Annotated in this window: 24 protein-coding genes and 1 pseudogene; 7 read left to right on the forward strand and 18 right to left on the reverse strand. The window is 60.6% G+C overall.

From position 1 onward, the window contains the following. Positions 1-108 (forward strand): annotated as a pseudogene (locus tag BW967_RS18930) (TetR/AcrR family transcriptional regulator); the annotation flags it as partial. 62 nt (positions 109-170) lie between these two features. Here the strand turns inward: BW967_RS18930 and fdxE are convergent. Next, positions 171-494: a ferredoxin FdxE gene (gene fdxE / locus BW967_RS07940; RefSeq protein ID WP_076484776.1), complete on the reverse strand. Its 324-nt coding sequence runs from the start codon at positions 492-494 to the stop codon at positions 171-173. A gap of 168 nt (positions 495-662) precedes the next feature. On the opposite strand from fdxE, the gene BW967_RS07945 reads away from it, so the two are divergent. Further along, on the forward strand, positions 663-1,289 hold the full coding sequence (locus BW967_RS07945; RefSeq protein ID WP_108188619.1) for a peptidoglycan-binding domain-containing protein: 627 nt from the start codon (positions 663-665) through the stop codon (positions 1,287-1,289). A 28-nt stretch (positions 1,290-1,317) separates the two neighbouring features. Here the strand turns inward: BW967_RS07945 and trpB are convergent, their stop codons facing one another. Beyond that, positions 1,318-2,523, reverse strand: coding sequence for a tryptophan synthase subunit beta (gene trpB, locus BW967_RS07950; protein WP_076484543.1), 1,206 nt, complete (start codon positions 2,521-2,523; stop codon positions 1,318-1,320). Positions 2,524-2,832: 309 nt separating this feature from the next. On the opposite strand from trpB, the gene BW967_RS07955 reads away from it, so the two are divergent. From BW967_RS07955 to BW967_RS07965, 3 genes are all read left to right on the forward strand, one after another. Next, complete coding sequence (locus tag BW967_RS07955; protein ID WP_076484544.1) at positions 2,833-4,035, forward strand: ABC transporter substrate-binding protein; 1,203 nt, start codon at positions 2,833-2,835, stop codon at positions 4,033-4,035. 67 nt (positions 4,036-4,102) lie between these two features. Beyond that, positions 4,103-6,889 carry a methyl-accepting chemotaxis protein gene (locus tag BW967_RS07960; RefSeq protein WP_076484545.1) on the forward strand — a complete coding sequence of 929 codons (2,787 nt, stop codon included), beginning with the start codon at positions 4,103-4,105 and terminating at the stop codon, positions 6,887-6,889. A gap of 115 nt (positions 6,890-7,004) precedes the next feature. Beyond that, positions 7,005-7,811 carry a fructosamine kinase family protein gene (locus tag BW967_RS07965; RefSeq protein WP_076484546.1) on the forward strand — a complete coding sequence of 269 codons (807 nt, stop codon included), beginning with the start codon at positions 7,005-7,007 and terminating at the stop codon, positions 7,809-7,811. Positions 7,812-7,824: 13 nt separating this feature from the next. Here BW967_RS07965 and BW967_RS07970 read toward each other — a convergent pair whose 3' ends face one another. Next, entirely contained in the window at positions 7,825-8,721 is an 897-nt protein-coding gene (locus BW967_RS07970; protein ID WP_076484778.1) for a LysR family transcriptional regulator, read from the reverse strand. 103 nt (positions 8,722-8,824) lie between these two features. Here BW967_RS07970 and BW967_RS07975 point away from each other — a divergent pair, with 103 nt between their 5' ends. Both BW967_RS07975 and ygiD read left to right on the forward strand, forming a co-directional pair. Further along, positions 8,825-9,256 carry a DoxX family protein gene (locus BW967_RS07975; protein WP_076484547.1) on the forward strand — a complete coding sequence of 144 codons (432 nt, stop codon included), beginning with the start codon at positions 8,825-8,827 and terminating at the stop codon, positions 9,254-9,256. 57 nt (positions 9,257-9,313) lie between these two features. After that, a complete protein-coding gene (ygiD, locus tag BW967_RS07980) occupies positions 9,314-10,144 on the forward strand; it encodes a 4,5-DOPA-extradiol-dioxygenase (RefSeq protein ID WP_076484548.1) in 831 nt (276 codons plus the stop codon). Here the strand turns inward: ygiD and BW967_RS07985 are convergent. The 15 genes from BW967_RS07985 to BW967_RS08055 form a co-directional block, all read right to left on the reverse strand. Further along, entirely contained in the window at positions 10,141-10,881 is a 741-nt protein-coding gene (locus BW967_RS07985) for a siderophore-interacting protein (RefSeq protein WP_076484549.1), read from the reverse strand. The two genes, ygiD and BW967_RS07985, sit on opposite strands and share 4 nt — an antisense overlap. A gap of 143 nt (positions 10,882-11,024) precedes the next feature. After that, complete coding sequence (locus BW967_RS07990; RefSeq protein WP_076484550.1) at positions 11,025-12,386, reverse strand: GGDEF domain-containing protein; 1,362 nt, start codon at positions 12,384-12,386, stop codon at positions 11,025-11,027. Positions 12,387-12,637: 251 nt separating this feature from the next. Then, positions 12,638-13,132, reverse strand: a complete 495-nt coding sequence (locus BW967_RS07995) for a ferritin family protein (protein ID WP_076484551.1) — start codon at positions 13,130-13,132, stop codon at positions 12,638-12,640. Beyond that, positions 13,129-14,928: an FAD-dependent oxidoreductase gene (locus tag BW967_RS08000; protein WP_076484552.1), complete on the reverse strand. Its 1,800-nt coding sequence runs from the start codon at positions 14,926-14,928 to the stop codon at positions 13,129-13,131. Before BW967_RS08000 ends, BW967_RS07995 begins: the two co-directional genes overlap by 4 nt. Before the next feature lie 4 nt (positions 14,929-14,932). Beyond that, positions 14,933-16,111 (reverse strand): NADH-quinone oxidoreductase subunit D, encoded by a 1,179-nt coding sequence (locus BW967_RS08005; protein ID WP_083952039.1) that lies wholly within the window; start codon positions 16,109-16,111, stop codon positions 14,933-14,935. 1 nt (position 16,112) lies between these two features. Next, positions 16,113-16,640 carry an NADH-quinone oxidoreductase subunit C gene (locus BW967_RS08010; protein ID WP_217696377.1) on the reverse strand — a complete coding sequence of 176 codons (528 nt, stop codon included), beginning with the start codon at positions 16,638-16,640 and terminating at the stop codon, positions 16,113-16,115. 4 nt (positions 16,641-16,644) lie between these two features. Continuing rightward, positions 16,645-17,334, reverse strand: a complete 690-nt coding sequence (locus BW967_RS08015; RefSeq protein ID WP_217696378.1) for an NADH-quinone oxidoreductase subunit B — start codon at positions 17,332-17,334, stop codon at positions 16,645-16,647. 3 nt (positions 17,335-17,337) lie between these two features. Beyond that, complete coding sequence (locus tag BW967_RS08020; RefSeq protein ID WP_076484554.1) at positions 17,338-18,246, reverse strand: respiratory chain complex I subunit 1 family protein; 909 nt, start codon at positions 18,244-18,246, stop codon at positions 17,338-17,340. Continuing rightward, positions 18,243-21,365 carry a proton-conducting transporter transmembrane domain-containing protein gene (locus tag BW967_RS08025; protein ID WP_076484555.1) on the reverse strand — a complete coding sequence of 1,041 codons (3,123 nt, stop codon included), beginning with the start codon at positions 21,363-21,365 and terminating at the stop codon, positions 18,243-18,245. Before BW967_RS08025 ends, BW967_RS08020 begins: the two co-directional genes overlap by 4 nt. Then, entirely contained in the window at positions 21,359-21,715 is a 357-nt protein-coding gene (locus tag BW967_RS08030) for a sodium:proton antiporter (RefSeq protein ID WP_076484556.1), read from the reverse strand. Before BW967_RS08030 ends, BW967_RS08025 begins: the two co-directional genes overlap by 7 nt. Beyond that, positions 21,715-22,416, reverse strand: coding sequence for a hydrogen gas-evolving membrane-bound hydrogenase subunit E (gene mbhE / locus BW967_RS08035; RefSeq protein ID WP_076484557.1), 702 nt, complete (start codon positions 22,414-22,416; stop codon positions 21,715-21,717). The genes BW967_RS08030 and mbhE overlap by 1 nt, the downstream gene beginning before the upstream one ends. Beyond that, complete coding sequence (locus BW967_RS08040; protein ID WP_083952041.1) at positions 22,413-22,664, reverse strand: Na(+)/H(+) antiporter subunit B; 252 nt, start codon at positions 22,662-22,664, stop codon at positions 22,413-22,415. The genes mbhE and BW967_RS08040 overlap by 4 nt, the downstream gene beginning before the upstream one ends. Next, complete coding sequence (mnhG, locus tag BW967_RS08045) at positions 22,661-22,990, reverse strand: monovalent cation/H(+) antiporter subunit G (RefSeq protein ID WP_076484782.1); 330 nt, start codon at positions 22,988-22,990, stop codon at positions 22,661-22,663. The genes BW967_RS08040 and mnhG overlap by 4 nt, the downstream gene beginning before the upstream one ends. Then, positions 22,990-23,244, reverse strand: a complete 255-nt coding sequence (locus tag BW967_RS08050) for an MrpF/PhaF family protein (protein ID WP_076484558.1) — start codon at positions 23,242-23,244, stop codon at positions 22,990-22,992. Before BW967_RS08050 ends, mnhG begins: the two co-directional genes overlap by 1 nt. Then, complete coding sequence (locus BW967_RS08055) at positions 23,237-23,725, reverse strand: Na+/H+ antiporter subunit E (RefSeq protein ID WP_076484559.1); 489 nt, start codon at positions 23,723-23,725, stop codon at positions 23,237-23,239. Before BW967_RS08055 ends, BW967_RS08050 begins: the two co-directional genes overlap by 8 nt. Positions 23,726-23,911: the final 186 nt, after the last annotated feature.

Below are 23,911 nucleotides of genomic sequence, written 5' to 3' on the forward strand. Positions count from 1 at the left end.
GCCGATTTCGACGTCCAAGTCCGCGCCGTCCTCGGCCCCGGTCACGACCCGTTCGCAGAGGCCGAAACCTTCCTCACAACCATGTTCGAAAGACTCCTGAAGCCCTAGGGCAATCTGCCACCTGCGGAAAGGAAAAGGCCGCCCCAAAGGCGGCCTTTTTGTTGTGATGATTAGATCTGCTTTTCGGGCAGATGCACCACAAGCCCATCCATATCCGGCGTGACCTTGATTTGGCAGGTCAGGCGCGAGGTCGCCGGGTTCGGTTCATAAGCGAAATCAAGCATATCGGTCTCGGTCGGCAGGGCTTTCGGCAGCCGGTCCACCCAAGCCTCATCCACATAGACGTGGCAGGTCGAGCAAGCGCAGGCGCCGCCGCAATCCGCGTCGATGCCCGGCACGCCATTGTCGCGCGCGCCTTCCATGACCGTCAGCCCCGGTTTCACTTCGATCTCGTGGCGGGTGCCGTTGTGTTCGACGTAAGTGATCTTTGCCATAATCGCCTCTTTCGCTTGCCGCTGTGCGGTTTGGCTTTGGTTTAGGGCAAGCCGCACGGTTTGGAAAGCCGCAGCTTGGCCGCATCCTTGCTGGAAGATCATCTTTGCGAGCCCGCGCGAAACTGGTTAGGGTCTTGCAACCTGACCTTGCCGGATACTGCCGCCTTCATGCGATCTGTTCGTTTCGCCCTTTTTGTGCCGAAAGCCGCGCTTTTTGTTGCGGTCTTCGGGGCATTGGCAGGCTGCTTCCAGATGCCGGAGCCGCAAAGCACGCCGGTGCCGCCGCCGGGCGAGGAGCCTGAGATCATCACCGCCGCGCCACGGGATTCCCTTGCTGGCGAGTGGCGTGCCGAGGCTCCCGATGCGGATGAGCCGGGGTGCTTCATGGAACAGTTCCGCCCCGCCGTGGTGGAAACCGTGACCGAACATGAATTGGTGTCAGCGGAGGTGCGGGACAAAACGACCGGTACCGTGACGCGCCCGGCAAGTTATCGCTCGACCACGCAGGCGCGCATTGTCGAAGGTGGCGAGGTAATGTGGTTTCAGCGGGTTTGTGAACAGGACATGACCCCCGCCTTGATCGCGACGCTGCAACGCGCGCTGTTGGCGCGGGGCTATTATACCGGCGATGTGACGGGGCAGTTGAGTGCGCAAACGCAAGAGGCGGTGAAAGCCTATCAGGCGCAGCGCGGGCTGATCAGCCCGGTCTTGTCACGCCGCGCCGCGCAAGAGATGGGGCTGATCATTTGGGATGGCTCGCCCGCCGCCGCTCCTGAGGCGCAGGCCCCCGGCTGAGCCGGAGGCCCTTACGCATCAGATCCTTTTACAGGTCTTCGCCGTAGCCATAGGTTTCGGTGACGTAGTCGATGTCTTTATCGCCCCGGCCCGAGAGGTTGATCAGGATCGATTTGCCCGGATTGTTGCCCGCCTCGCGCATCGCAAAAGCCACCGCATGCGCGCTTTCGAGCGCCGGAATGATCCCTTCATGGCGCGAAAGCGCGTAAAACGCCTTCAGCGCCTCTTTGTCATCGGCGGTGGTGTAATTCACCCGGCCGGTTTTGTGCAGATGCGCGTGTTCGGGGCCAACGCCGGGGTAATCCAGCCCCGAGGCGACGGTGTGCACCGGCGCGGGCTCGCCGTTTTCATCGGTCAGCACCAGCGTGCGGAATCCGTGAATATCGCCATCCGCCCCAAAGCTGATGGTGGCGGCATGGTCGCCAAGGTTGGACGAAGTGCCCAGCGGCTCGACCCCATAAAGGCTGACATCATCGTCAATGAAGCCCGAGAAAATCCCCATCGCGTTGGAGCCACCGCCGACACAGGCCGCAACCATATCGGGCAATTCGCCGGTCATTTCCAAGAACTGATCGCGCGCCTCAACCCCCACCACATGTTGGAAGTTGCGCACCATCATCGGGAACGGGTGCGGCCCCACCACCGAGCCAATGGCAAAGAGTGCATGATCGGCCTGCGCGATATAGCTTTGGAAACAGCTGTCCACCGCTTCCTTGAGCGAGCGCCCGCCAAAGCCGACAGGCACCACTTTCGCGCCCAGAAGCTTCATCCGGGTGACGTTCGGCGCTTCTTTGGCGATGTCGATCTCGCCCATATGGATTTCGCATTCCATGCCGAAATAAGCCGCAGCGGTGGCCAGCGCCACGCCATGCTGGCCCGCGCCGGTTTCCGCCATCAGCTTCGTTTTGCCCATGAACTTGGCCAAAAGCCCCTCGGCCATGCAGTGGTTGAGCTTGTGCGCGCCGGTATGGTTCAGGTCTTCGCGCTTGGCGTAAATCTGCGCGCCGCCGCAAAGTTTCGAGAGGTTCTTGAGGTAAGAAACAGGGGTGGGCCGACCTTGGTAGTGTTTGCGGATCTGGCGCAGCTCAGCAATGAAATCTACGGATTTGGAAATCGTCGCATAAGCCTCGCGGATTTCCTTGAAATGCGGTTCCAGCGGCGGCGGCAACATCGCGCCACCATAATCGCCAAAAAAACCATCCGCCGTCGGGGTCGTCTTAAGATATGAAGTCATGCCTCACCCTCCATCAGTCAGTGCGGGGATTTGACGCCCAAAGTGGCGCAGTGGCAAGGAGGGAAGCGATTTTTCGTTCCAACCCATAGGTTTGGGGTGAAAATATGCGGCGCGATGCCGCATTGGCATTGCCGCGGATGGGCCCCGCGCAAGAGGGTAAACCTCGGTGACCCCTAGGTAACCCTGCGCTTAAAAACACGTCAAATAAGGTGATTTTGCTTCTCGAATCGGCGTTTTAGTCCGTCTCGATTAACGGCACAGAAAAGGTTTGCTGCCATGCCTGTCATCTGAACTGGACAGGAGATCGGCATGAGACTCGCAGCGACCCTTGCGCTTTTTGCCCTGCTTGCGGCCCCGCTCGGTGCGCAGGCGCAAAGTCAGCCCAGCAAGGGGGTAACCCCGGGCGAAGTGCATTTCGCGCAGGTGGCAGCGCTTGAAGGGCCCGCCAGCGCCCTTGGCACTGGCATGAACCTTGGCATCCGTGCCGCCTTTGAAGAAGCGAACCGCGCGGGCGGTGTGGCGGGGCGTCAGCTCAAGCTTGATGCCTTTGACGACGGCTATGAGCCGGGCAAATCCGTCGCCCAAACCCGGGACGTGATCGCGGCCGATGCGCATATCGGTTTTATCGGCCCGGTGGGCACGCCGACCTCTGCCGCGACCCAGCCGCTCGCCACCGAAGCCGGTTGGCCCTTTATCGCGCCGCTTACCGGGGCGGGGTTCCTGCGCGATCCGGCGCTGCGCAATGTGGTCAACCTGCGCGCGACCTATGACGCGGAAACCGAGATGTGGATCAAGTTGCTTGTGGACACGCAGGGGCACAAAAAGATCGGCATCCTTTATCAAGATGATGGCTTTGGCAGGGTGGGCCTGAAGGGCGTCGAGGCCGCGTTGGAACGGCGCGGTATGCAAGCGGTGGCGCGTGGCGCTTTCCCGCGCAATACGCTGGCCGTGAAGACCGCGCTTTTGGACATTCGTCGCGCCGGTGCCGATGCGGTGGTGATGGTTGGCCCCTATAAGCCGGTGGCCGAATTCATCCGCGTGGCGCACAAGATCGACTACAACCCGGAGTTCGTGACCATTTCATTTGTGGGAACCGATGCGCTCGTGGCCGAACTTGGCGCGGTGGGCAAAGATGTGGTGATTTCGCAGGTTGTGCCGTTCCCCTCCGATACCAGCGTGCCAATGGTCGCCCGCTATAACGCGGCGCTCAAGGCGCTCGACCCGAAGGCCGCCCCCGGCTTCTTGTCGCTTGAAGGTTATGTGGCCGGGCGTTTGGCGATTGTCGCTTTGGAGGCGGCGGGCAAGTCCCTGACCCGCGAAAGCTATCTGACCGCGCTGCAAAACCTTGGCGAGGTCGATATCGACGGGCTCAAGCTACATTTCGGCCCGGGTGACAACCAAGGCTTTGATGATGTCTTCCTGACGCAAATCTCGGCCGAAGGCACGATTGCCAAGATGGATCTCGGTGCCGCGCGTGCCCAAGACGATTGTCAGCCCGGCGCGGGCGGTTAATCCGCCCGCCGCAACGCGTTTGAAAAACGCTCGCTCGTAAAGATCGCCAGCATCGAAGGAAGACAAGATGATCCGTCAGGCAAAGCAGCTGTTCGCAAGTGTGGGCGCGAAGATCGTCGCAATCGTCGTGGCCTTGGTGGCAACAACGGCGGTTGCGGTGGTGGTCAGCCTCAATGTGTTCAGCTCCACCGATAAGGTGGTGCGCAACTTGGCCGATGACGAGGTGCCGCTTCTGCGGGCCACTTCGCAACTTTCGACGGTGGCGGGCGATCTAAGCCAAGACATGATCGACATCCTTTCGGCGGAAAGCGCCGCCGCTTTGGATGCGCCGGATGCCGCTGCCGCGGAGCATTTCACCGCCTTGAGCGAGGTCTTGTCGAAAAGCGGCGATGCGGAATTGGCGATGCTGGGGCGCACGGTCGATGCGGCCCGCTCTGGCGTGGACAAGCTGATCGACGAGCGTCGCGCGATGTTTGACGCGACCGCGCAAACCGATGCGGCGGTGGCACAACTGTTCAAAGCCAATACCGAGGTGTCCGAACGCCTGCTCGACGTTACCGATGATGCCTATTTCGATATGGTGATGGGCGGCGAGGCGGCGGTGAGGTCTGTTTCCTCCACATTGGATCGTTTGGTTGACGAGGATTTCAATGCCTTGAGCGATGCGCTCTCGCTGCGCGTCGAGGTCAATGTGATGATTGGCAATGTGTTGGCGCTGTCGCCGGGGCTTGATGCGGCGGGGCGCGCGGCGATTTTTGAAGGCATCGCATCTTCGGAATCGCGCATGCGAGACAAGATTTTGCGCATTCATGGCACCTCTGCGCTTGCGGGCCTGCGCGCCGATCTGGAACAACTGGCCGATACCGCGAAAGAGGTTGCATCACTGCGCTCAACCGCCATTGGTCGGCAACGGCGCGAAATGCAAGACTTGGTCGGACGGCTTGAGTTTGAACTTGGCAAGCTCGTCGATGATCAGGCTTTTGAACTGACCCTTCATGCGATGGGCGCGGGCCTGTCGAACGAGGCGGCGATCAACCAGTTGATGACGCGCGATGTTGAGCCGCTGATCTTGGCTGCGCGGGTGGAAGCGCGCGTGCGCGATCTGGTGTCTTCGGCGCTGCGCTTGGCGCTCACCCGCTCGGAAACCGCTTTTGCCAAAGAAAGCGTGGCTGTAGAAGCCGCCCGCACCGCGCTGAGCGACATGGTTTCGCGCGTGCCGGAGGCTTTGGGCACCAAGCTGAACGATTTGCTGGCGCTGACTGAGGCAAATGCCGTTTTGCCGACCGCGCATCTGGCCGAGATCAAGGCGAGCGCAGCGGCTGATGAAACCTTTGCCGCAGCCAACAGCACTTTGGCGACTATCGACAGTGCTGCGCAAAATGCTGCGAGTGCGGTTCTGGCGCGGATCGAAGCCGCCTCGGGCACGGTGCGTGCCCGCACGGGTGCCTCGATCCAAACGATGCTGGCGATGGGCGCACTGGCGGCGCTGATTGCGTTGGCCGCTCCGTGGCTTGCTTGGGTCACCATTGTGCGCCCGCTCAAACGTGCCGCTGGGGCCACAAGCCGCTTGGCCGAGGGGGATCTGGCCGCCGTCGAAGGTATGCAGGCTGGTCCGGGCGAGATCGGCGGTTTGATCGGGGCGCTTTTGGTGTTCCGGGATGGTTTGCGCGACAAAGCGCGGCTCGAAGAAGAAGAAAAACGCCAAGCCGCGGCAGCCCTTGCCCGTGAGCAAGCCGAGCATGAGGCAGAAACCGCGCGCCAAGCCGAGGCGCTGGAGCGCGAACGTGCCGAACGTGCCCGCGCCGATGAGGAACGCGCCGAGCGTGCCCGCGTGCGTGAGGCCGCCGAAGCCGAACGCGCCGCGCAAATGCGCGAACAGCAAGAGGTTGTGTCGAGCTTGGCCGAAGGTCTGCGCGCGATGTCGGGCGGTGATCTGACCGCAAAAATCACCACAGCGTTCCCCGAGGCTTATGAGGGCCTGCGCCGCGACTTTAACGAAGCGGTGGATCGGATGGCGGAAACGCTTGCCTCGATCGTGCAATCGACGAGTGTTGTGGAAACAGAAGCTGGCAGCCTGAATACCGCCTCGTCGGAACTTGGGCGCCGCACCGAAACGCAAGCGGCCTCTTTGGAAGAAACCGCCGCCGCGATGAACGAAATGGCATCTTCGGTGCAGCAATCTGTTGCGGGCGCGCAAGAGGCGGCCAAGGCTGTGGTGCAAACCCGCGATACCACGGCAACGGGCCGCGATGTGGTGCGCCAAACGCTGCAAGCGATGAATGATATTGCCCAAAGCTCGGAGCAAATCTCGCGCATCACCTCGGTGATCGACGATATCGCTTTCCAAACCAACCTTTTGGCGCTCAACGCCGGGGTTGAGGCGGCGCGAGCGGGTGAAAGCGGGCGTGGCTTCGCGGTTGTGGCGTCTGAAGTGCGCGCGCTGGCGCAGCGCTCTTCGGAAGCTGCGAAAGAGATTGCCGAATTGATCGAAACCTCGGTCCGGCAAGTGACCTCTGGGGTGCAACTTGCCTCGCGGTCAGACACCGCTTTGGGGCAGATTGAAGACTTGGTTGGCAAGCTCGACGGGCTCCTGGAAGCGATTGCCAGCGCCGCGACGGAACAATCGGCGGGCATTTCGGAAGTGACAGCAGCGGTGAACCAGCTTGATCAGGTGACCCAGCACAATGCCGCAATGTTTGAGGAAAACTCCGCCGCGACACAGGGCCTTTTGGCAGAGGCGCAAAGCCTGCGTGCGCTCAGCGCCGTGTTCCGGATCATGCAAGCTGGTGCGCAAGAAACGGTGCACAGCTATGGCGATGCGCCGCAGGAAGACGCTTTCCGCGACGCTTCCTAACCGTGAAAAGAAATCCATAACAATAGCTTCGGGCGCGATCTTCAGGTCGCGCCCTTGGTCTATCCCCCCAAGGGGTGACTTGATCCGCTCGCGCAGTGGGGGTTAGGCTTTTGCTATGCATCCGCTTGTCGCTCATGCCAGTGCCGCGCTCGGGCTGGGGTCTTGCCGGGTCGTTCCCTTGCACGGGGGCGATCTTTCGGAAGTTGTGCGCCTGATCCCCGACACCGGGCCAAGCATTGTCGCCAAATCCAGCCCCTTAGCCGAGGCCGAGGCGCAGATGTTGCGGGCCTTGGCTGCCGCTGGCGTTCCGGCCCCGACTGTCTTGCATGCGGCGCCGGATTTTCTGGTGATGGAAGATTTGGGCACCGATACGGGGCTTGGTCAGGCATGGGGGCCTTTGGGCACGGCGCTCGCGCAGCTTCATGCCACAACCGGGGCGGACTATGGCTGGGCCTGTGACTATGCCTTTGGATCGGTGGTGATCCAGAACACCGCCACCGAGGATTGGCCAAGCTTTTGGGCCAAGCGGCGGCTTATGCCCTTTGTTCCGCATGTGCCCATCGCTTATGCCCGCCGGATTGAAGACTTATGTCCGCGTCTTCCCCAGTTTCTGCCCGCGCATCCACCCGCCGCGCTTTTGCACGGCGATCTTTGGGCGGGCAATGTGATGGCGCAAGGTGCGCGGGTGACCGGGCTGATTGATCCGGCGTGCTATTACGGCGATGCGGAGGTCGATCTGGCGATGCTCTGCCTTTTCGGTCACCCCACGCCCGCCTTTTGGGAGGCCTATGGCGCGCCTGCGCCGGGGTTTGATGCTCGCCGCGCGCTTTATCAGTTGTTTCCCGCGCTCGTGCATGTGCGGCTTTTCGGGGCGGGCTATTTGAGCCTTGTCACCCGCTGCCTTGAGGCGGTGGACGCCTAAGCGCCCACGAAGCTCAAAGCAAATCCGCCTGCCGCAGGTCGTCTTGGGCAAAGTCAATCAGCGCGCGCAGCTTTCGGGGCAGGGCGCGGCCCTCGAGCCAAACCGCGCTTAAAACCCCGCTTTCGCCACCGCAATCGGACAGGATCGGGACCAAGCGCCCAGAGGCCAAAGCCTCCGTCAGTGCGAGCCGTGGCACATAGGCGACCCCGTGGCCCGCCGCCGCCAATTCCGCCGCTGCGCGTGCCGAATTCACCTGATAGCGCCCCGAAACCTCGATCGTTTCAGACTGGCCCGCCTGAACGAAACTCCACCGTCGCGGGTTGCGGCGGTTGGTGTCTAAGATGCAGGCGTGCTGCACAAGATCAGCGGGGGTTTGTGGGGTGCCGCGCTCCGCCAAATAGGCGGGGCTTGCCACAGCGAGCGAGCGCAATTCGCCGAGCTTGCGCTGTTTGAGCGATTGCATGTCCGAGCGGCCAATCCGAAACGCAAGGTCGATCCCATCGGTGGCAAGGTCGATGAACCGATCTGTGAGCCGCAAATCAAAGGCCAAACCGGGATGCACTGCCCCAAAGCGGGCGAGCATCGGTGCCACCCAAATCTCGCCAAAGGTGACGGGGGCAGACAGGCGGATCATGCCGGTAAAGCCGCGCGAGCCCTCGGCCACCTCGCCGATGAGTTCATCCAACTCATCCAAAAGCGTGGGCGCGCGGGCCAGCAAATCCGCCCCCGCAGGCGTCAGCCCGACACGGCGCGTGGTGCGTTGCAAAAGCCGCACGCCAAGCCGGGTTTCAAGCGCGGCGACATATTTGGAGGTCAGCCGGTTCGACACCCCCATGTGATCCGCCGCAGCGGTAAAAGAGCCGGTCTGTGCGGTCGCCACAAAGGCGCGCAATTCGTCAATCAGGTCCATATCATTGCGAACGTTATGAGGAAGATCATTCGCCAAAATCGCCATTTTCTTGAAGGTGTGCAAGGGCCAAATAGGGTGCATGATCAATTCAAGGGAGATCACCATGACCCAAACCACCCAAGACACCGCCCAAGACATTGCGGCTTTGGTTTTGCGTGTTGCCTCGGGCGCGCTGTTTTTGGCCCATGGCCTGACCAAGCTGCTCGTTTTTACCCCTGCGGGCACCGCCGGGTTCTTTGAAAGCCTCGGCCTGCCGGGCGTGCTTGGCTATCTGACGATGCTGGCCGAACTTGGCGGCGGGCTTGCGCTGATCCTTGGCGTTGGCGTGCGGCTTATCTCGATCCCGCTTGTGGCCGTGCTTTTGGGCGCCACTTGGGTGCACAGCGGCAATGGCTGGGGCTTTGCGAGCGCCGGCGGCGGTTGGGAATTCCCGCTCTTTTGGGCTGCGACGCAAGCGGTCATCGGCCTTCTGGGCGCGGGGGCCTTTGCGCTGCGCCTTCCGGCCCTTGAGCGCCGCCTTGGTGCCTTTGCCTAACTTTTCACACTGCTAAGCCGGGGCCGCGCTGCCGCGGCCCCATACGGAGGACTGAAGATGATTGCCCCCACCACGCTCACCCATCTGCGCGACGGCCTGAACAGCTCAGACCGGATGCCGCTTGTTTTTCTTGGCCATGGCAGCCCGATGAACGCGATCGAGGATACGCAATTCTCCCGCGCTTGGAGCAAGCTTGGCGATAGCCTGCCGCGCCCGCAAGCGATCTTGGTGGTGTCGGCGCATTGGATGACCCGGGGCACCACGCTGGTCGATGTGTCTGAAGTGCCGCGCACGATCCATGATTTTTATGGCTTCCCGCAGGCGCTTTATGACCAACAATACCCGGCCCATGGCGCGCCCGCTTTGGCGCGCGAGGTGAAAACGCTTCTGGCCAGCCACCATGCGGAAGAAGATGACACTTGGGGGCTCGATCACGGCGCGTGGACGGTGCTGAAATTCCTCTATCCCGAAGCAGATGTGCCGGTCTTTCAAGTCTCGGTCGATATGTCTCGTGGGTTGGCGCATCAGCTCGAAATTGGCCGCACGCTTTCGCAATTGCGCGACCGTGGCGTGCTGATCATCGGCTCGGGCAATATCGTGCACAACCTGCGCGCCATGCGCCCCGGTGGCAAACCGCATGATTTCGCGCTGGAGTTTGACACGCTCTTTGCCGAAAAACTGGAAGAACGCGATCTGGCCACTTTGGCGGATCGGGCGAAATTGGGCACGCTGTTGACCCAATCGCACCCGTCGATTGACCACTATCTGCCCGCGCTGACGATTGCGGGGGCGGCGGATGCCAAAGACGATCTGCGCTTCATGACGAATGCAATCGAGCTTGGCTCTGTTTCGATGCGGTCTTTCATTTTCACGCCCACGGCGGCTTAAAGCTCTTTTTCAGAGCGATCCGCTTCCCCGGAAACCCAGTATCCCGCGGCCTTCATCCAGGGCGCGGGATGTCCGCGTTCTGCCAATGCGGCGCGAAGCGCTTTGGCCACCCCAGCCTCGGCCGCCAGCCAGACAAAGGTTTGCTCGGGCAGGGAGATCCGCGCCAAAGCGGCCAAAAGGCCCGTGGCATCGGTTGGGTCGGCGCGGTGCACCCAAAGCGCGACATGCTCGGCCCGCGTTTCAATGCGCTGTTCCTCGCCCGCACTTTGCACGGCCACAAGGCTCGTCACCGGGGTGCCGGGGGCCATTTCTTCGATCCGGCGCGCAATCGCGGGCAGCGCGGTTTCATCGCCAATCATCAGCCAGCGCGCAATCGGTCCCTCGATCACCTGCGCGCCGCGCGGCCCGCCGATCTGCGCCTCATCGCCCACCTGTACGGCCCGCGCCCAAGCGGTGGCGGGGCCTGCGTCGTGGAGCGCAAAATCAATCACCAATTCCCCCTTGGCGGGATCATAGGCGCGCGGCGTGTAATCGCGCATCGCTTGCCCGCCCGCGCCATCGGGCACGAAAAGCTTGATGTGATCATCTGCCCCAAGCGAGGTGAACCCCGAAAGCTCCGGCCCGCCCAGCACCAGACGCAGCATTTGCGGTGTCACCTCTTCACGGGCCAGAACCGTCAACTTACGGCGCTGCACCTCAAAGCGGTGGCGGGTGATCGTCGGGGTGAGGGCGGTCATGGCAGTGGCGTCCTTGCTGAGGGATCAACGGCGGTGCTGCAATGCAGCGCACCGATCAAACCCTCAGTTAGCGCGGCGGTAAAGTATAGCAAGCCCTTTGACCTAAAAGCCTGTGTGGCCTCCCCCCAGCGCTACGAAGGAGCCTAGTCTTGCACAAGCGACAGCACTGGCCGCGGCGCGGCGTTTTGCGGTTGTTGTGCCGGAGCGGCTTCCGGTTTGGCCTGTCGGTAGTGGGCAGCAACACAGCGGTTGCGCCCCCCCTCTTTGGCGGTTTGCAGGGCGGCGTCGGTGCGCGCCAAAGCTGCGGTCAGGCTTTCTTCTTGCAGATTGTAGGGGCCAAAGCCGAAAGAGGCAGTCACGCCAGCAAGCGGGAAATCATGCGTGGCCCAGCCCATGCCGCCAATCGCGCGGCGCAATTGTTCGGCTTTGGCCTCCAGCACATCATGATCGGTCGCTTCCAGTAGCACCAAAAATTCCTCTCCGCCCCAGCGGGCAAAAACATCGCCCGGCGCAAGCCGCGCCTGCACCACATCGGCCACCGCGCGCAAAACCCGGTCGCCTTCAATATGGCCCATCGAGTCATTGATGCGTTTGAAATGATCAAGGTCGAACAGGATCATCCCGCTCAGCCGGGGATTGGCCTCAATCGCGTCAATCAAGCCGCGCCGATTGAGCGCGCCGGTCAATTGGTCGTGGTGCAGCGCATGGGTCAGTTTTGTGCGTTGCAGATGCATTGTGGCCCCGGTGTAAAGAACCACGGCGAGCAGCAGATATTCCATTGCCTCAAATGCAGCGATCATTTGCCCCAGATGGCTATGGGTGAATTCCCCAGTGTGGGACAAGAGCGCGCCGGTGACAAAGGGCACCCCAACGATCACGCTGAGCATAAGCAAGAAGGGCTGCCGCAATTCTCCGGGAGCCACAAAAACACGGAAAACGGCGCTATCGGCATGGCGCAGCACCAAAGCGAAAAGCACACATAAAAGCGCCGTGAGCGAAAAGATTGAAAAATGAATATCTGCGTTAAACAGGCTGAACGAGAATTTGAAAAGCGGCCCCGCAGCGGTGAACCAGCCAAGCGAAACGATTCCAACGGCCAAACGCGGCGAGACCCGCTCGGCCAAAAGTGCGCCATTCAAGATCAAAAGCGCCCGTGCGGTATTGGTGGAAAAGGCGCCGTTCAGCCCCAGATCGAGCCCCCAAAGGGCAAAAATATCGGGCGAGACCAGAATGGGCCAGCTTGCAAAGAGGGATTCCAAGATCCGCTGCCCGGCCACCAGCACCACCACGCTTTGCGCGAGTGTTAGGCTTAGGCGAGGGCGCAATAAAAGCCCCAAGGCTGCGACCAGATAGCCCGCAGCCGAAACCGGATGGAGCGAGGCGCTTTGCATCACATCCGACAAGATGACGTTATGCGCGCAGCCCAAAAGGACGATCGCGATCACAGTAAGTGCAAGGATACGGATCATCGGGGTGAACCGTGTCGCAGGTGTGGAGACGTCCATGGCGAACCTCCTTGCCACGGTGTTACTCGATAAAGGGCCGGGGCCCGTGGGGGGGCGGCACGTATGCATTACTCAGAATATTAGGCGCGCTTATGCTTAAGAGAGTGTTACTACTAAAAGTTTTTTCTTAACCTTTGATTTGATACATTAAATTTCGATATTTGACCAAAAGGAAAGGGGGCGCACACCTTTTGAACGCCCCATTTTAAGCCTTAAGCGACGACTCACCGCCGTTTTGCGACGGGAATCTTTCACACCCCGCCCGAATGCACGACCTCGTAATAGGTCTTCTCCAACTCGGCCTTATGCTCGGTTTCTTCTTTGGCGAGGAATAAAAACGCATCGCGCAGCGGGCCTGCGGGCGCGGTTTTGGCCAGTTCGGTATATTGCTCCATCGCCGCCGTTTCGCGCATCAGCGCATATTGCAGCACGGCTTGGTCGTCGGGGTTGGGGCCAAGATCGGGGGTTTGCACGCAATCTGAAAATTTCGGGTCCGCGACGGGGCGGGTGATCTCTTCGGCCAAAACCGCCTCCACCGCCGGGTTTTGCGCAAGCTCGGTGAAAATGCGGATATGCTCGGCTTCTTCTTCGGCCAGCTCCTCCACCAGCCAGCGCAGGTCTTTGGACACTTTGGGCACAAGCTCGGAATAGAACCGATGCGCAACGCGTTCAAATTCGGTCGCGACCTCAAAGATTTCGCGCACCGTTGTTTTGCCTAAGAGCCGCTCTTTGTTGGCTTCACTCATTGCACCACCTCCCCTTGGGCAATCGCTTCCATCACTGTGCGCGCCGCGCGGTGACCATCGGCCACCGCGTTGATCACATCGGGGCCTTTGACCGCATCGCCCGCCGCAAAAAGCCACGGTTCCGAGGTGCGCATCTCGCTATCTATTTTGATCCGGCCCCGGTTCCACTCCAGCTTTTCGGTCAAGGCGTCGCCCAAAAGCGAGGTATCGGCCATTTGCCCGATCGCCTCGATCACCAGCGCGCCTTGGTGGATTTGTTCGTCGCTTTCATCATAGGCGGGGGCAAAGCGCCCCTCGGCATCAAAGATCGAGGTCACCGCCCAAGTGCGCAGCCCCGTCACTTGGCCAGAGGGATCGCGCATCACCTCTTGCGGGCCGCGGCTGTCGAGGATGAGAACGCCTTCCTCATCGCCTTCGACCAGTTCTTCTTTATCGGCCAGAAAATGCGCGCGGTCTTCCAGCGCGGTGAGGGTGAGGCCCACGCGGCCATATTTGATCTTTTGCAGCCGCGCCATTGAGCGCGCGATGTCAAAGGCCACATTGCCGCCGCCAATCACCACCGCCGTTTCGGGCACCGGCACGGTCGGGTCCCCCGCCGTGATGCGGCGCAAAAGGTCCACCGCACGCTCCACGCCAGCGCCTTCAGAGCCCGGAATGCGCGTGCCGCGCCCCATTTGCAGCCCGATGGCCAAGATCACCGCGTCATGGGATTGGCGCAGGTCTTCCATCTGTACATCAACGCCCACCACGGTCGCGCATTTGATCGTGACCCCCATCGCCTCGATCACCGCGATGTCACGGTCGAGCGCATCATAGGGCAGGCGATATTCGGGGATGCCATAGCGCATCATGCCGCCGGGTTTGGGCAGCGCCTCGTAAACGGTGACCTTCACGCCCTCACGCGCCAGATCATAGGCCGCCGTCAGCCCGCCGGGCCCCGCGCCAATGATCGCGACGCTTTTGCCTGTGGCGGGTTTTGGCGCTCCGATCAGCTCCACCCGGCGCTCCAGCGGGACGTTGTCGACGATATGGCGCTTGAGCCAACGGATCGCGATCGCATCGCCCTCATGCACCGCCGCGCAGGAGGTTTCGCATTTATGGGTGCAAATGCGCCCGCAGACTTCGGAAAACGGGTTTGTCTCGTAAAGCAGTTGCAAGCCACGGTCATAATCTTGGTCGCGCACGGCGGCGATATAATCGGGGATCGACATATGCGCGGGGCAGGTGGCGACGCAGAGCCCGCATTCAACGCAGCGATCCGCCTCCAAAATCGCCTCTTCGCGCGTGTAGCCCACGCAAATCTCGTTGAAATTGTCGATCCGCTCATTGGCGTGCAGTTCGCCCATCGGGGACCGGGTCGTGCCAGACAGCACCCGCCCGTTTTCGCGTTTATAGCCCGCTTGTTTGTCTTTCCACGGCTCGTTCAGGCCGGGGATGAAGCGGAAGGCATCGGGGTCGCTGTCCACCCAAGTGTATTCGTTCGACATGGTGAGCGAGCCGGTCATGCAAATATCAACGCACAGCGCACACCAGCAGCAGCGGCCATAGTCGATCATCGGGCGCAGCCCGCTGTCGCCTTTTTCGGTGTTTTGGCCTTCGACCGGGACCATATCAATCGCGCCGTTTTGGCAGATCGCCTCACAGGTGCCGCAGCCGATACAGGTCTCCATATCGTTTTTATGAAAGCCCCGGTAATGCTCCGATGCTTCGCGGCTGAACGGGTCGGCAATGCTGACGGGCGCATCCAAAACGCGCTTCCAGACCGAGAACGGGGTTAAAACCTCACGCAAAGACATGGGCTTACCTTTCAATTTCCGGCGGATAGGTGTGCAAAGACACCATCAAGGCCGCGACGTCAGAGATATTGGTGCCGGGGATCAGATGTTCGAGCAGCGCCATCGCATGGGTGTAGCTGGGGCCACGCACATTGATCCGGCGCGGGTAGCCCGAGCCATCGGTGACAAGGTAATAGCCATATTCGCCGCGGGAACATTCGCCCTTGATATAGGTCTCGCCGCGCGGGATTTTCCAATGCAGGACATTGGGGAGTTTGGCCATCACCGGCCCGTCTTTCGGCATTTTCTTAAGGATCTGGCGGATCAGGTCGATTGAGGTCTGAATATCCGCGCGGCGCACCTTGGCGCGGGTGAAGATGTCTGAATCCATGCCCGTCGCGACCTCAAAGTCGAGTTGGTCATAGACCAGATAGGGGCTGTCTTTGCGCACATCTTTCGCCACACCGCCCGCGCGGGCATTGGGGCCGGTGACGCCATAGGGTTCAAAAAGCGCAGGCTCGATCACGCCAATCCCTTTGGTGCGGAGTTGGAAGACCGAATTGGCAAACATCACCTTATCGACATCGGCCAAATAGGTCTCGGCGGTTTGCAACACCTCTTCCATCCGCGCGGCAAACCCCTCGGGCAGATGCCCGCGCACGCCGCCCGGCAGGATGAACATGTGATAGATGCGCGCCCCGGTCAGTTCCTCAAACCGGTCCAGCATCAAATCGCGGACATAGGTCATCCATTGCCCGGTGATGCCCAGCCCCAGCGCGCCGCCAATGCCGCCCAAAAACATCATATAGCTGTTGAAGCGGCCCATCTCCAAAATCAGCGTGCGCATCCAAGTGGCCAGTTCGGGCACCTCGATCCCCGCGAGTTCCTCGACCGCTGCCGCATAGCAATATTCGTTGAAATCGGGTTCGGGCACGCAAACCCGGCACACGATCGGGAAGACTTGGATGAAGGTGCGCCGCTCCATCAGCTTCTCAAAACCCCGGTGCAGGTAGCCCACATGGGTTTTACCTTCGACCACCTCATCACCGCACACGGTCAGTTCGACCGACATATTGCCAGTGATGCCGGGGTGGTTTGGCCCGTGCCAAAGCTTGAGGTATTTGCCGGTCTCTAGGTCGATCTCCAGCTTTCCGTCGAGGCCCGGTTGGGGGTATTCGCTGCGGTCTGGTTGGAAGGAAAACATCTCAGCCCCCCGGATAGAGTTTGGATTTCATATATTCGCGCGGGTCATGCGTGACGCGACCGGGCCGCTCGGCATAGGTTTGCTGCGAATAGGCCAAACTGTCGAAATCACGCCGATAGGGGGGCAGGTCGGTCCAACCCTCCAAGATGAACTCTTCATCCAGCCGCGGTGAGCCGGGGAAGGTGATCCCGAACATCTCTTTCAACTCACGTTGATAGGTCGCCGCCGTGGGCCACAGATCGTGGATGCTGTCCATTTGCGCCGTGGTGCGGTCCAGCATCACCCGCACGCCCAAGGTCAGATCGCGGGCGCGGTTGTTCATCATATAGGTCAGTTGAAACTGGCCCTCTTCAAGCCAATCCACGGCGGTGAGCAAAACCAAATGGCTAAAGCCTTGGGTGTCGCGCAACTCGGTCAGGAAACCGCGCAGGTTTGAGGCGGGCAGGGTGACGAAGGCCAGATTTTCGCGCCGGATTTCGAGCGGGCCAAGCGCATGGCGGGGGGTTAGAAGGGCATGAAGGTCGCGCATCATCTCACCAATTGTAATCCGGCATGTCCCAGTCCTTGATCACGGACTTCTGGGCGGCTTTGTAGCTGGCAAAGTTTTCGGCATAGCGGTTTGTGCCCTCGGCCTTGCCCGCACGAATGAGCTTTTTCAGTTCAATAAAGCCGTGCAAGAGCGCCTCTGGCCGGGGCATACAGCCCGCGATGTAAAGATCGACCGGCAGGTAATCATCGAGCCGCTTGATCGTGTTGTAACTGTCCCAATACATCCCGCCATTGATCGTGCAGGAGCCAAGGCCGATCACATATTTTGGCCCCTGCATCTGCTCATAGGCACGGATCGCGCGTTTGAGCGTTTTGACGCTGAGATAGCCCGAGATGATCAAGAGGTTCGCTTGGCGCGGCGTGGGGCGCCATTGCACGCCGTAGCGATATGCATCAAAGCGCGGCGTCATCAGCGGGCGCATTTCAATCGCCCCGCAGCCGGTGCCAAAGCCCAAAATCCACAAGCTGTTGGAACGCGCCCAGTTGTAGAAGTTCTCGACAATCTGGAAATAGGCCTTGGGGTGAACCTTGGGGGCCGCCTCGCAGAAGTAGTCTTTCAGCGGCTCAATGGTGATTTCTTGGCCGTCGGGCGTGGTGACGGTGCGCGGGCGCAGTTCTTCGCGCAAAGGCACGGTCGCGTCGATCTTGCGGAAGGTTTCGTCAATATCTTTCATTGCTCACACCATCAGAATGGCAAGCACGCCAACCGGCACGCCCCATTTCATGAAGAAGCGGATCGACTGCTCCACCCGGAAACGCGGATGCACCACGCCGATGAAGGCCGAGACCATGTAAAGGGCAAAGACCTTGATCGCGAATTCGCCCCAACTCGACGCGCCGCCGAAGAACAGGTTCATGTAGATCACGGTTTTCGCCACCGGGAAGATCGCGCGGTTGGTTTGCATCAGCGCGAGATAAGCGGAGTGGTATTCGGTGGGCGGGCCAATCGGAATTTCTTGCGGGGCCAGCACCACATCAAAGGGCGGGCGCATCATCGTGCCAACAAAGGCAAACATCGCCGCCACGGTCGCGAGCGGGTTGGTGAAAAGCGTCCAGTGGAAAAGCCCGCCTTGTTGGGCGGCCACAATCTCGGTGATGTTGAGCGTGTGGTATTGCACCGCAATCGCATAGACAGCGAGGGCGAGCGGCAGTTCCGCCATCGTCACTTGTGCAAGCCCACGCGAGACACCAATCGCCGCATGCGGATGCCCGCTTTCGCCCGCGCCAAGCGCCATGCCAAGTGTGCCAAAGAACACAAAGTAGAGCGCCAGCACCAGATCCCCCGCGAAGGAGAAGTTCTGCGCCCATGTCGAGCCGTAGATCGTTGGCACGAACAAAAGCAGCCCCACACCGCCCGCGAGCCGGAACACCGGGCCAAGGTAGAACATCACACCGTGTGTGATTTTGGAGCGTTGCGCGAAGTTCTTCACCAGATCGATGTAGTTTTGCCAAAACGGGATGCCGTGCCGCCCGCCCACACGCGCGGCGATCTTTTGTACGACGGCGGTCATGATCAGCCCATAGTTCAACACGATGAACAGCGTCAGCAGCGCGTAGGGGATTTGCACCCAGTGAAAACTGCTCATGCCACACCTCCCAGCGCGATCAGATAGACGGTCACCACAAACAAGATGACCTGCACGGCATAGGTTTGCCCGTTGCCGCTATAGAGTTTGCGGGTGAACTCGGCGGTGCCCGAAAGCGCCTCGCTCACGCCGCCCCAGAACCGGGTGACGAGCGGCATTTCCATGAAGCCCATCGCGCGGCGATAGGGCGCGAAGAAGTTCCAAGCGAAATGGGTGGTTTCGGGGCGATAGGGGCGCTCGGCCGAGAAGACGATGTTGAATTGTTTCACCTTCACCGCATCGTGGTTCTTGGCGATCAATATCCCGAAAAGCGTGACAAAGATCACCACGATCACCACCATGATCGCCACCGGGTTCCAGTTGCCAAAGGCGCTTTCCACCGCGCGGCCATGCCAGATAAGCGGCTGGTCTCCAAAGACCGTGCCCAAGAACCGGTCCACCCGTTGCAGCACTAGGCCGGGCACGATGGCAAAGCCGATCAGGAAGGCCACAAAGATCATTTGCGGCACCAAAAGCCAGATTGGCGCCTCTTTGATTTGGTGGTTTTCGTCTTTCAGTTGGCCCAAGAAGATCGTGTGGATCAGCCGGAAGAGGTAAAGGAAGCCAACCGGGCCGGACATGAAGATCAGCACCAGCGGCAAGCGCAGGTCGGTTTCCAAAATGGCGTTGTAGAAGATCCAACGCCCGCCAAAGCCCGAAAGCGGCGGCACGCCCGACATGGCGATAATACCCACCAGCACCGAGACAAAGGTGAAGGGCATCAGCGTGATCAGCCCACCCATTTTGTACATCAGCTTGGTGTGGGTGCGTTTGTAAACGCCGCCGACCGCCAAAAAGAGCATGGATTTATAGACATAGTGGTTGATGACGAACATCACCGCCAAAAGCCAGCCAAGGTGGTTCATCAGCGCCAAGCCAAAGAGCGCATAGCCCATTTGCGAGATTGAGCTATAGGCCAACAGCCGTTTGGCATCTTCTTGGAAGACGGCGAGCACCGCGCCGACAAAGGCCGAGATTGCGCCGATCCAAGCCAGCACATTGACCAGATCAACGCCATGCAGGCTTTGCCGCCCCATCGCCAAAAGCAACACCACCAGCCCATAAAGCCCGGCTTTCAGCAAAATGCCCGACACCATCGGCGAGACATCGGTTTCCGCCTCGGCATGGGCACCCGGCAACCAGATATGCACACCGACAGAGGCCGTCTTGGTCATGAAGCCCACGGCCAGCAGGGCAAAGACCCAAGGCGCCACCTGCTCTGGCACAAGGCTCAGCGCGCTAAGCGGGAAGGGGGTGACCCCATCGGCAGCAAGCGCAAAGCCCGAAAGCAGCACAAAAGCCCCGCCAAGCGAAAAGATCATATAGCTCAGCGCATGGGGTTCAGATTGCTTGCCGCGCAAAATCAGGAAGTAGCTGCCCAAGGTCATCACTTCCCAAGCGGCAAAGAACTCAAAGGTGCTTTGCGCTTCCAGCAAAAGCGCAAGCCCCGCATACATCAGCATTGCAGGCGGGTAGAAGCCAACCCGGCGGCCGTCTTCATTGAACGAGGCGAGCAAGATCACCGCCCCGCCCAAGATCATCACCAAAAGGAAGATCAGCCGCATCGGGTCATACACCCCGGCATGGGCGGCAAACCAATAGACAAGCGCCATGATCGCGAGGCCGTTTTTGAGTTTCGCAGGCATCGGTTCGAGCGCAAGGAAGAAAAGCGCGGCGAGCATCGGCACGGTGGCAAACAGATTGCCGTTTTCCGACAGATCGCCCCAAAGCGCGCCCAAGCCAAAGGCGGCGGCCAAAGTGATCAGCACCACCATGCAGTCGATTTGTTTCGGCCCCAAAGGCGTGTCGGTTTCGCGCTTCATCGCCATGCCGAACCAGCGGAACAGATAGACCGCTTCAATCAGCGTGCCGATCAAGATTGCGGCGAGGATCGGCAAGCGGTCGGTGGTGGCAAGCACCTGCGCCAATTCCCATTTGGCGTAAAAGCCGGGGAAGGGGGGCAGGCCCGTCAGCATCGCCAAAAAGGTGGCAAAGGCGATCACAAGCGGCGGGCGCACACGGATCGCGGCCCAATCCGAAAGCCCGCGCGCCTTGACCATGATCGACATCCAGAAAAGCCCGGCCTTGGCCACCGCATGGCTCAGCACCAGCCCGCCCGCGACGTAAAGATAGCCCTCGCCCAGCACATCTTGCTGGCCGATCACCGCAAGCAACAGCCCCAGCTGGCCAACAGAGGAATAGCCCAAAAGGCGGCGGTCATTGTCTTGGCGCAGCGCCACGATATTGGCGCCGATGAAGCTGATGAGCCCAAGCAATGTGAACATGGCAAACCAATCAGGGCCCGCTGCTTTCACCAGCTTATCGGCCACCACCAGCATCGCCGTGCCGGAGGCAGCGGAAAAGACCGCCGAAAAACCGGGATGCGCGGCGGTGTAAACATCCAATGCCCAGCCGTTTGCGGGGAAGGGTTTCAGCTCCAAGACCACCGCGATCAAGATCAGGAACAGCGCCAGCCCCAGCCCGCTAAAGCCCATCGCCGTTTCGGGGATGTCGTCGATGTTGAGTGAGCCGGTCGCGTGATAGGTGAAGATGATGCCCACCAAGAGCAAGATCGTCACAAGCTGGCTGATGATCAGATATTTGAACCCCGCCGCAATCGCGCGGATGTCTTTGGACAAAAGCGCAAGGCCCCCGGTGGAGATCGCCATCAGTTCCAAAAAGACAAAGAGGTTGAACACATCGCGCGTCATCACAAGACCAGAGAGCGCCATGATCAGCACAAGCACCACGGCCATTGAGCCGCGCCCCATGCGGGTGAGCGCGGTGCGCAGTGCCAGCACCGCCAAAAGGCCCGTGAGCGTGATCAGCGTGATCGCCCCCGCCTCCATCAGGCCCATGCGCAGGTTGATGGCAAAAGGCGGCTCGGCGCCTGCGGTATAGATTTCAACCGGGGCGGCGCCTTGGGCGAGCACGATCAGCCAGCCCACAGCCATCGCCGCCATCAGCCCCAAAGCGCCCAAGGTCAGCCCAAGCGCCAGCACGGCGCGGCGGCGGTTTAACAGGCCCAGCCCGAAGGCGGTGCCAAGGCCAATGGCCAGAATAAGGATCGAGCTTACCATTTCAGATCCATGAATTGCGAGATGTCGAGGCTGCCGCGCAGCCGGAAAAGGCGGTAGGCATAGGCGAGCATCAGCGCGGTGACGCCCAAGCCAATGACAATCGCCGTCAGCACCAGCACTTGCGGCACCGGGTCGATGATGCGGGCCGCCGCTTGGCCCGCAGGCACGGCGCTATCCAAAATCGGTGCGGTGCGATGCGCCATATAGCCCACGCTCACCAGCACCACATTCACCCCGGCATCGGCGATGGTGAAGGAAACGATCATCCGCAAGATGTCGCGGTTCGTCAGCGCGCCATAAAGGCCCAAAAGGATCAGCGTGAAGCCGATCAAAAGCGAGACTTGCGCCATCACGCATCCTCCGTTTCTTCAAGGCTTTCGAGGATCGAGGCGAATTCTGCGCCCACTTTGAGGCCAATCAGCACCGAGACGATCGGGATGATCCCCGCCGAGAAAAGCGCACCAAATTGGCCAAGCGGCAGGAGTTTGTTGTCTAAGAACCCGCCTGCAAACAGCATCCCCAACAGGCCCAACCCCACAAAGGCAAGGCCCGAGGCGCTTTCGACGCGGTGGATGATCTTATGGCCAAACCGGCGCGACGGATCGGCGAGCAGCATCAGCAGCGCGCCCGAGGCCAAGATCGCCCCGCCTTGAAAGCCGCCGCCCGGTGTGAGGTGGCCGTTTGCCATCACATAGGCCCCCAAAAGCGCAATCAGCGGGAGCAACATTTTCGTGCCGGTGGTGAGCAATTCGCCGGAGGGCAAAAAGCCCGAGCCGGAGGCGCCTTTTGGCGCTTTTGACCGGCTCAGCACCAGTGAAACGATGGCGGCGGTCAAGAAAAGCACCGTCACCTCGCCCAGGGTATCAAGGCCGCGCCAAGTGATCAGCACGGCGGTGACAACGTTTTGCGCGCCGACTTCCTCTTGCGCATGGGTGGCGTAATAGGCGGCGGTGCGGTTGAGCTCGGTCGCGGGCTCAAAGCCCATCGTCAGCGTGAGGAACGCGCTGCCCAAAATGAAAAGCATCAGCCCAATCAAAGCGTTGCGGATCATTTCTTATCCTCCCGCCGGATCCGGCCCAGCACGTAGAAAAAGAGGAAGGTGGTCAGGCCCGAGCCAATCGCCGCTTCGGTCATGGCCACATCGGGCGCGGCCAAAAGCACAAAGAGCACCGAGGCAAAAAGGCTCAAGAGCCCCGCCGCCAAAACGGCGGTGGCGGTTTGGCGGGTGAGCAGCGCGACGAGCGCCGCCCCGATCATCCCCGCACCGCATAAAAGCGTGGCCAGCATCAACAGCGTCATCGCTTGGCCTCCTCATCTGCGGCGAGCGCATCAAAACGGGTGCGCGGATCGGGTTTGACGCCTGCCCGGTGCGCGGCGCGCGCCAGCACCTGCGACGAGAGCGGGTTGGTGAACATCAAAAACAGCGCGATCAGCACCAGCTTGATGGTCCAGCCCGGCATCAAGATCGCTGCGCCCGCCATTGAAAGGATCATGCCGAGCGTTGTCGCTTTGGTGCCCGCTTGAATGCGGGTCCATGTGTCGGGCATGCGCCACACGCCAAGCCCGCCAAGCGCCAGAAAAACGGCCCCAGCGGTCAGCACGATTGCGCCCAAAAGGCTTTGCATCATTCGCCCCCTTCCAAATAGCGCGCGGCGACAATGACGCCGAGGAAGGACAAAAGCGCATAGACCAGAGCGACATCGAGATAGATCGCCCGGCCCGTGGCGAGCGCAATGATCACCAGCCCCGCGACCGAAATGATGGTGAGCGCGTCAAAGGCGACGACCCGGTCCACCGCGCGCGGGCCAATGGCAAAGCGCGCCGCCGAAAGGGCAATGCCAAGGGCGGCCAACAGGCCCGCCAGCCAAAGCTCAGCCATAGATCACCTCCAGATATTTCTCAAAGCCCGCCACAATTTTGCGGGTGGCGGCTTCGGGGTCGGTGGTCTCGGCCACGACCCAATGGACATAGATGTGCTCTCCCTCAATCTCGACAGAGAGCGTGCCGGGGGTGAGGGTGATGGAATTGGCCAGCAAAAGCCGCCCCACCGGGTGGGTGAGCTTGGTGCGGACCTTCACGAAAGCGGGTTTGACAGCGATCGTGGGCATCAACACGAGATGCGCCATCGACAGGTTTGCCTTGATCAGTTCTTTGAAGAAGAAGGCGATATAGCCGAGCGTTGCCAAAGGTTTGGCCTTGTATCCTGAGAGGAAAGACAGCCCGTTTGGCAAGAAATAAGTGATCGCTGCTGCCACGATCAGCCCAACGACCGCCACATCGGGGGCGAGTGACCCATTGAGCAAAATCCAAAACAGGAATGTGGTGGCAAAGAGTTTTGCGGGTGCGAGCCTATCGCTCATGGGGTCCTCCGCGTGGGGCGTGAGGGCGCGCTTGGGCAAACCTTCTCCGGTCACGGCAAACGTGTGCCGTGGCGCAGGGAAGAGATGGGGAAGGCGCGTCCGATCTGCGTATCAATATGCAGATATTCAACTTGTCCGATTTGACCTCGAACAAATGCCGCAATTTTTTGCGAGGGATTTCTTGCT

It is taken from the genome of Rhodobacter aestuarii (assembly GCF_900156655.1).
GTDB lineage: Bacteria > Pseudomonadota > Alphaproteobacteria > Rhodobacterales > Rhodobacteraceae > Rhodobacter > Rhodobacter aestuarii.

Coding starts and splice junctions, on each gene's coding strand:
- BW967_RS08020 (WP_076484554.1), bottom strand. CDS start 18,246: ATGAGCAGTTTTCACTGGGTGCAAATCCCCTACGCGCTGCTGACGCTG.
- BW967_RS08015 (WP_217696378.1), bottom strand. CDS start 17,334: ATGAAAGATATTGACGAAACCTTCCGCAAGATCGACGCGACCGTGCCT.
- BW967_RS07995 (WP_076484551.1), bottom strand. CDS start 13,132: ATGAGTGAAGCCAACAAAGAGCGGCTCTTAGGCAAAACAACGGTGCGC.
- BW967_RS07985 (WP_076484549.1), bottom strand. CDS start 10,881: ATGACCGCCCTCACCCCGACGATCACCCGCCACCGCTTTGAGGTGCAG.
- BW967_RS07970 (WP_076484778.1), bottom strand. CDS start 8,721: ATGGACCTGATTGACGAATTGCGCGCCTTTGTGGCGACCGCACAGACC.
- ygiD (WP_076484548.1), top strand. CDS start 9,314: ATGATTGCCCCCACCACGCTCACCCATCTGCGCGACGGCCTGAACAGC.
- BW967_RS07990 (WP_076484550.1), bottom strand. CDS start 12,386: ATGGACGTCTCCACACCTGCGACACGGTTCACCCCGATGATCCGTATC.
- mnhG (WP_076484782.1), bottom strand. CDS start 22,990: ATGCAAAGCCTTTTGGGCGCAATCGTGCTGACCGCTGGGGCCGTTTTT.
- BW967_RS08040 (WP_083952041.1), bottom strand. CDS start 22,664: ATGACGCTGTTGATGCTGGCCACGCTTTTATGCGGTGCGGGGATGATC.
- BW967_RS08000 (WP_076484552.1), bottom strand. CDS start 14,928: ATGTCTTTGCGTGAGGTTTTAACCCCGTTCTCGGTCTGGAAGCGCGTT.
- BW967_RS08030 (WP_076484556.1), bottom strand. CDS start 21,715: ATGGCGCAAGTCTCGCTTTTGATCGGCTTCACGCTGATCCTTTTGGGC.
- trpB (WP_076484543.1), bottom strand. CDS start 2,523: ATGACTTCATATCTTAAGACGACCCCGACGGCGGATGGTTTTTTTGGC.
- BW967_RS07960 (WP_076484545.1), top strand. CDS start 4,103: ATGATCCGTCAGGCAAAGCAGCTGTTCGCAAGTGTGGGCGCGAAGATC.
- fdxE (WP_076484776.1), bottom strand. CDS start 494: ATGGCAAAGATCACTTACGTCGAACACAACGGCACCCGCCACGAGATC.
- BW967_RS08055 (WP_076484559.1), bottom strand. CDS start 23,725: ATGAGCGATAGGCTCGCACCCGCAAAACTCTTTGCCACCACATTCCTG.
- BW967_RS07975 (WP_076484547.1), top strand. CDS start 8,825: ATGACCCAAACCACCCAAGACACCGCCCAAGACATTGCGGCTTTGGTT.
- BW967_RS08005 (WP_083952039.1), bottom strand. CDS start 16,111: ATGTTTTCCTTCCAACCAGACCGCAGCGAATACCCCCAACCGGGCCTC.
- BW967_RS08050 (WP_076484558.1), bottom strand. CDS start 23,244: ATGGCTGAGCTTTGGCTGGCGGGCCTGTTGGCCGCCCTTGGCATTGCC.
- BW967_RS08010 (WP_217696377.1), bottom strand. CDS start 16,640: ATGCGCGACCTTCATGCCCTTCTAACCCCCCGCCATGCGCTTGGCCCG.
- mbhE (WP_076484557.1), bottom strand. CDS start 22,416: ATGATCCGCAACGCTTTGATTGGGCTGATGCTTTTCATTTTGGGCAGC.
- BW967_RS07945 (WP_108188619.1), top strand. CDS start 663: ATGCGATCTGTTCGTTTCGCCCTTTTTGTGCCGAAAGCCGCGCTTTTT.
- BW967_RS08025 (WP_076484555.1), bottom strand. CDS start 21,365: ATGGTAAGCTCGATCCTTATTCTGGCCATTGGCCTTGGCACCGCCTTC.
- BW967_RS07965 (WP_076484546.1), top strand. CDS start 7,005: ATGCATCCGCTTGTCGCTCATGCCAGTGCCGCGCTCGGGCTGGGGTCT.
- BW967_RS07955 (WP_076484544.1), top strand. CDS start 2,833: ATGAGACTCGCAGCGACCCTTGCGCTTTTTGCCCTGCTTGCGGCCCCG.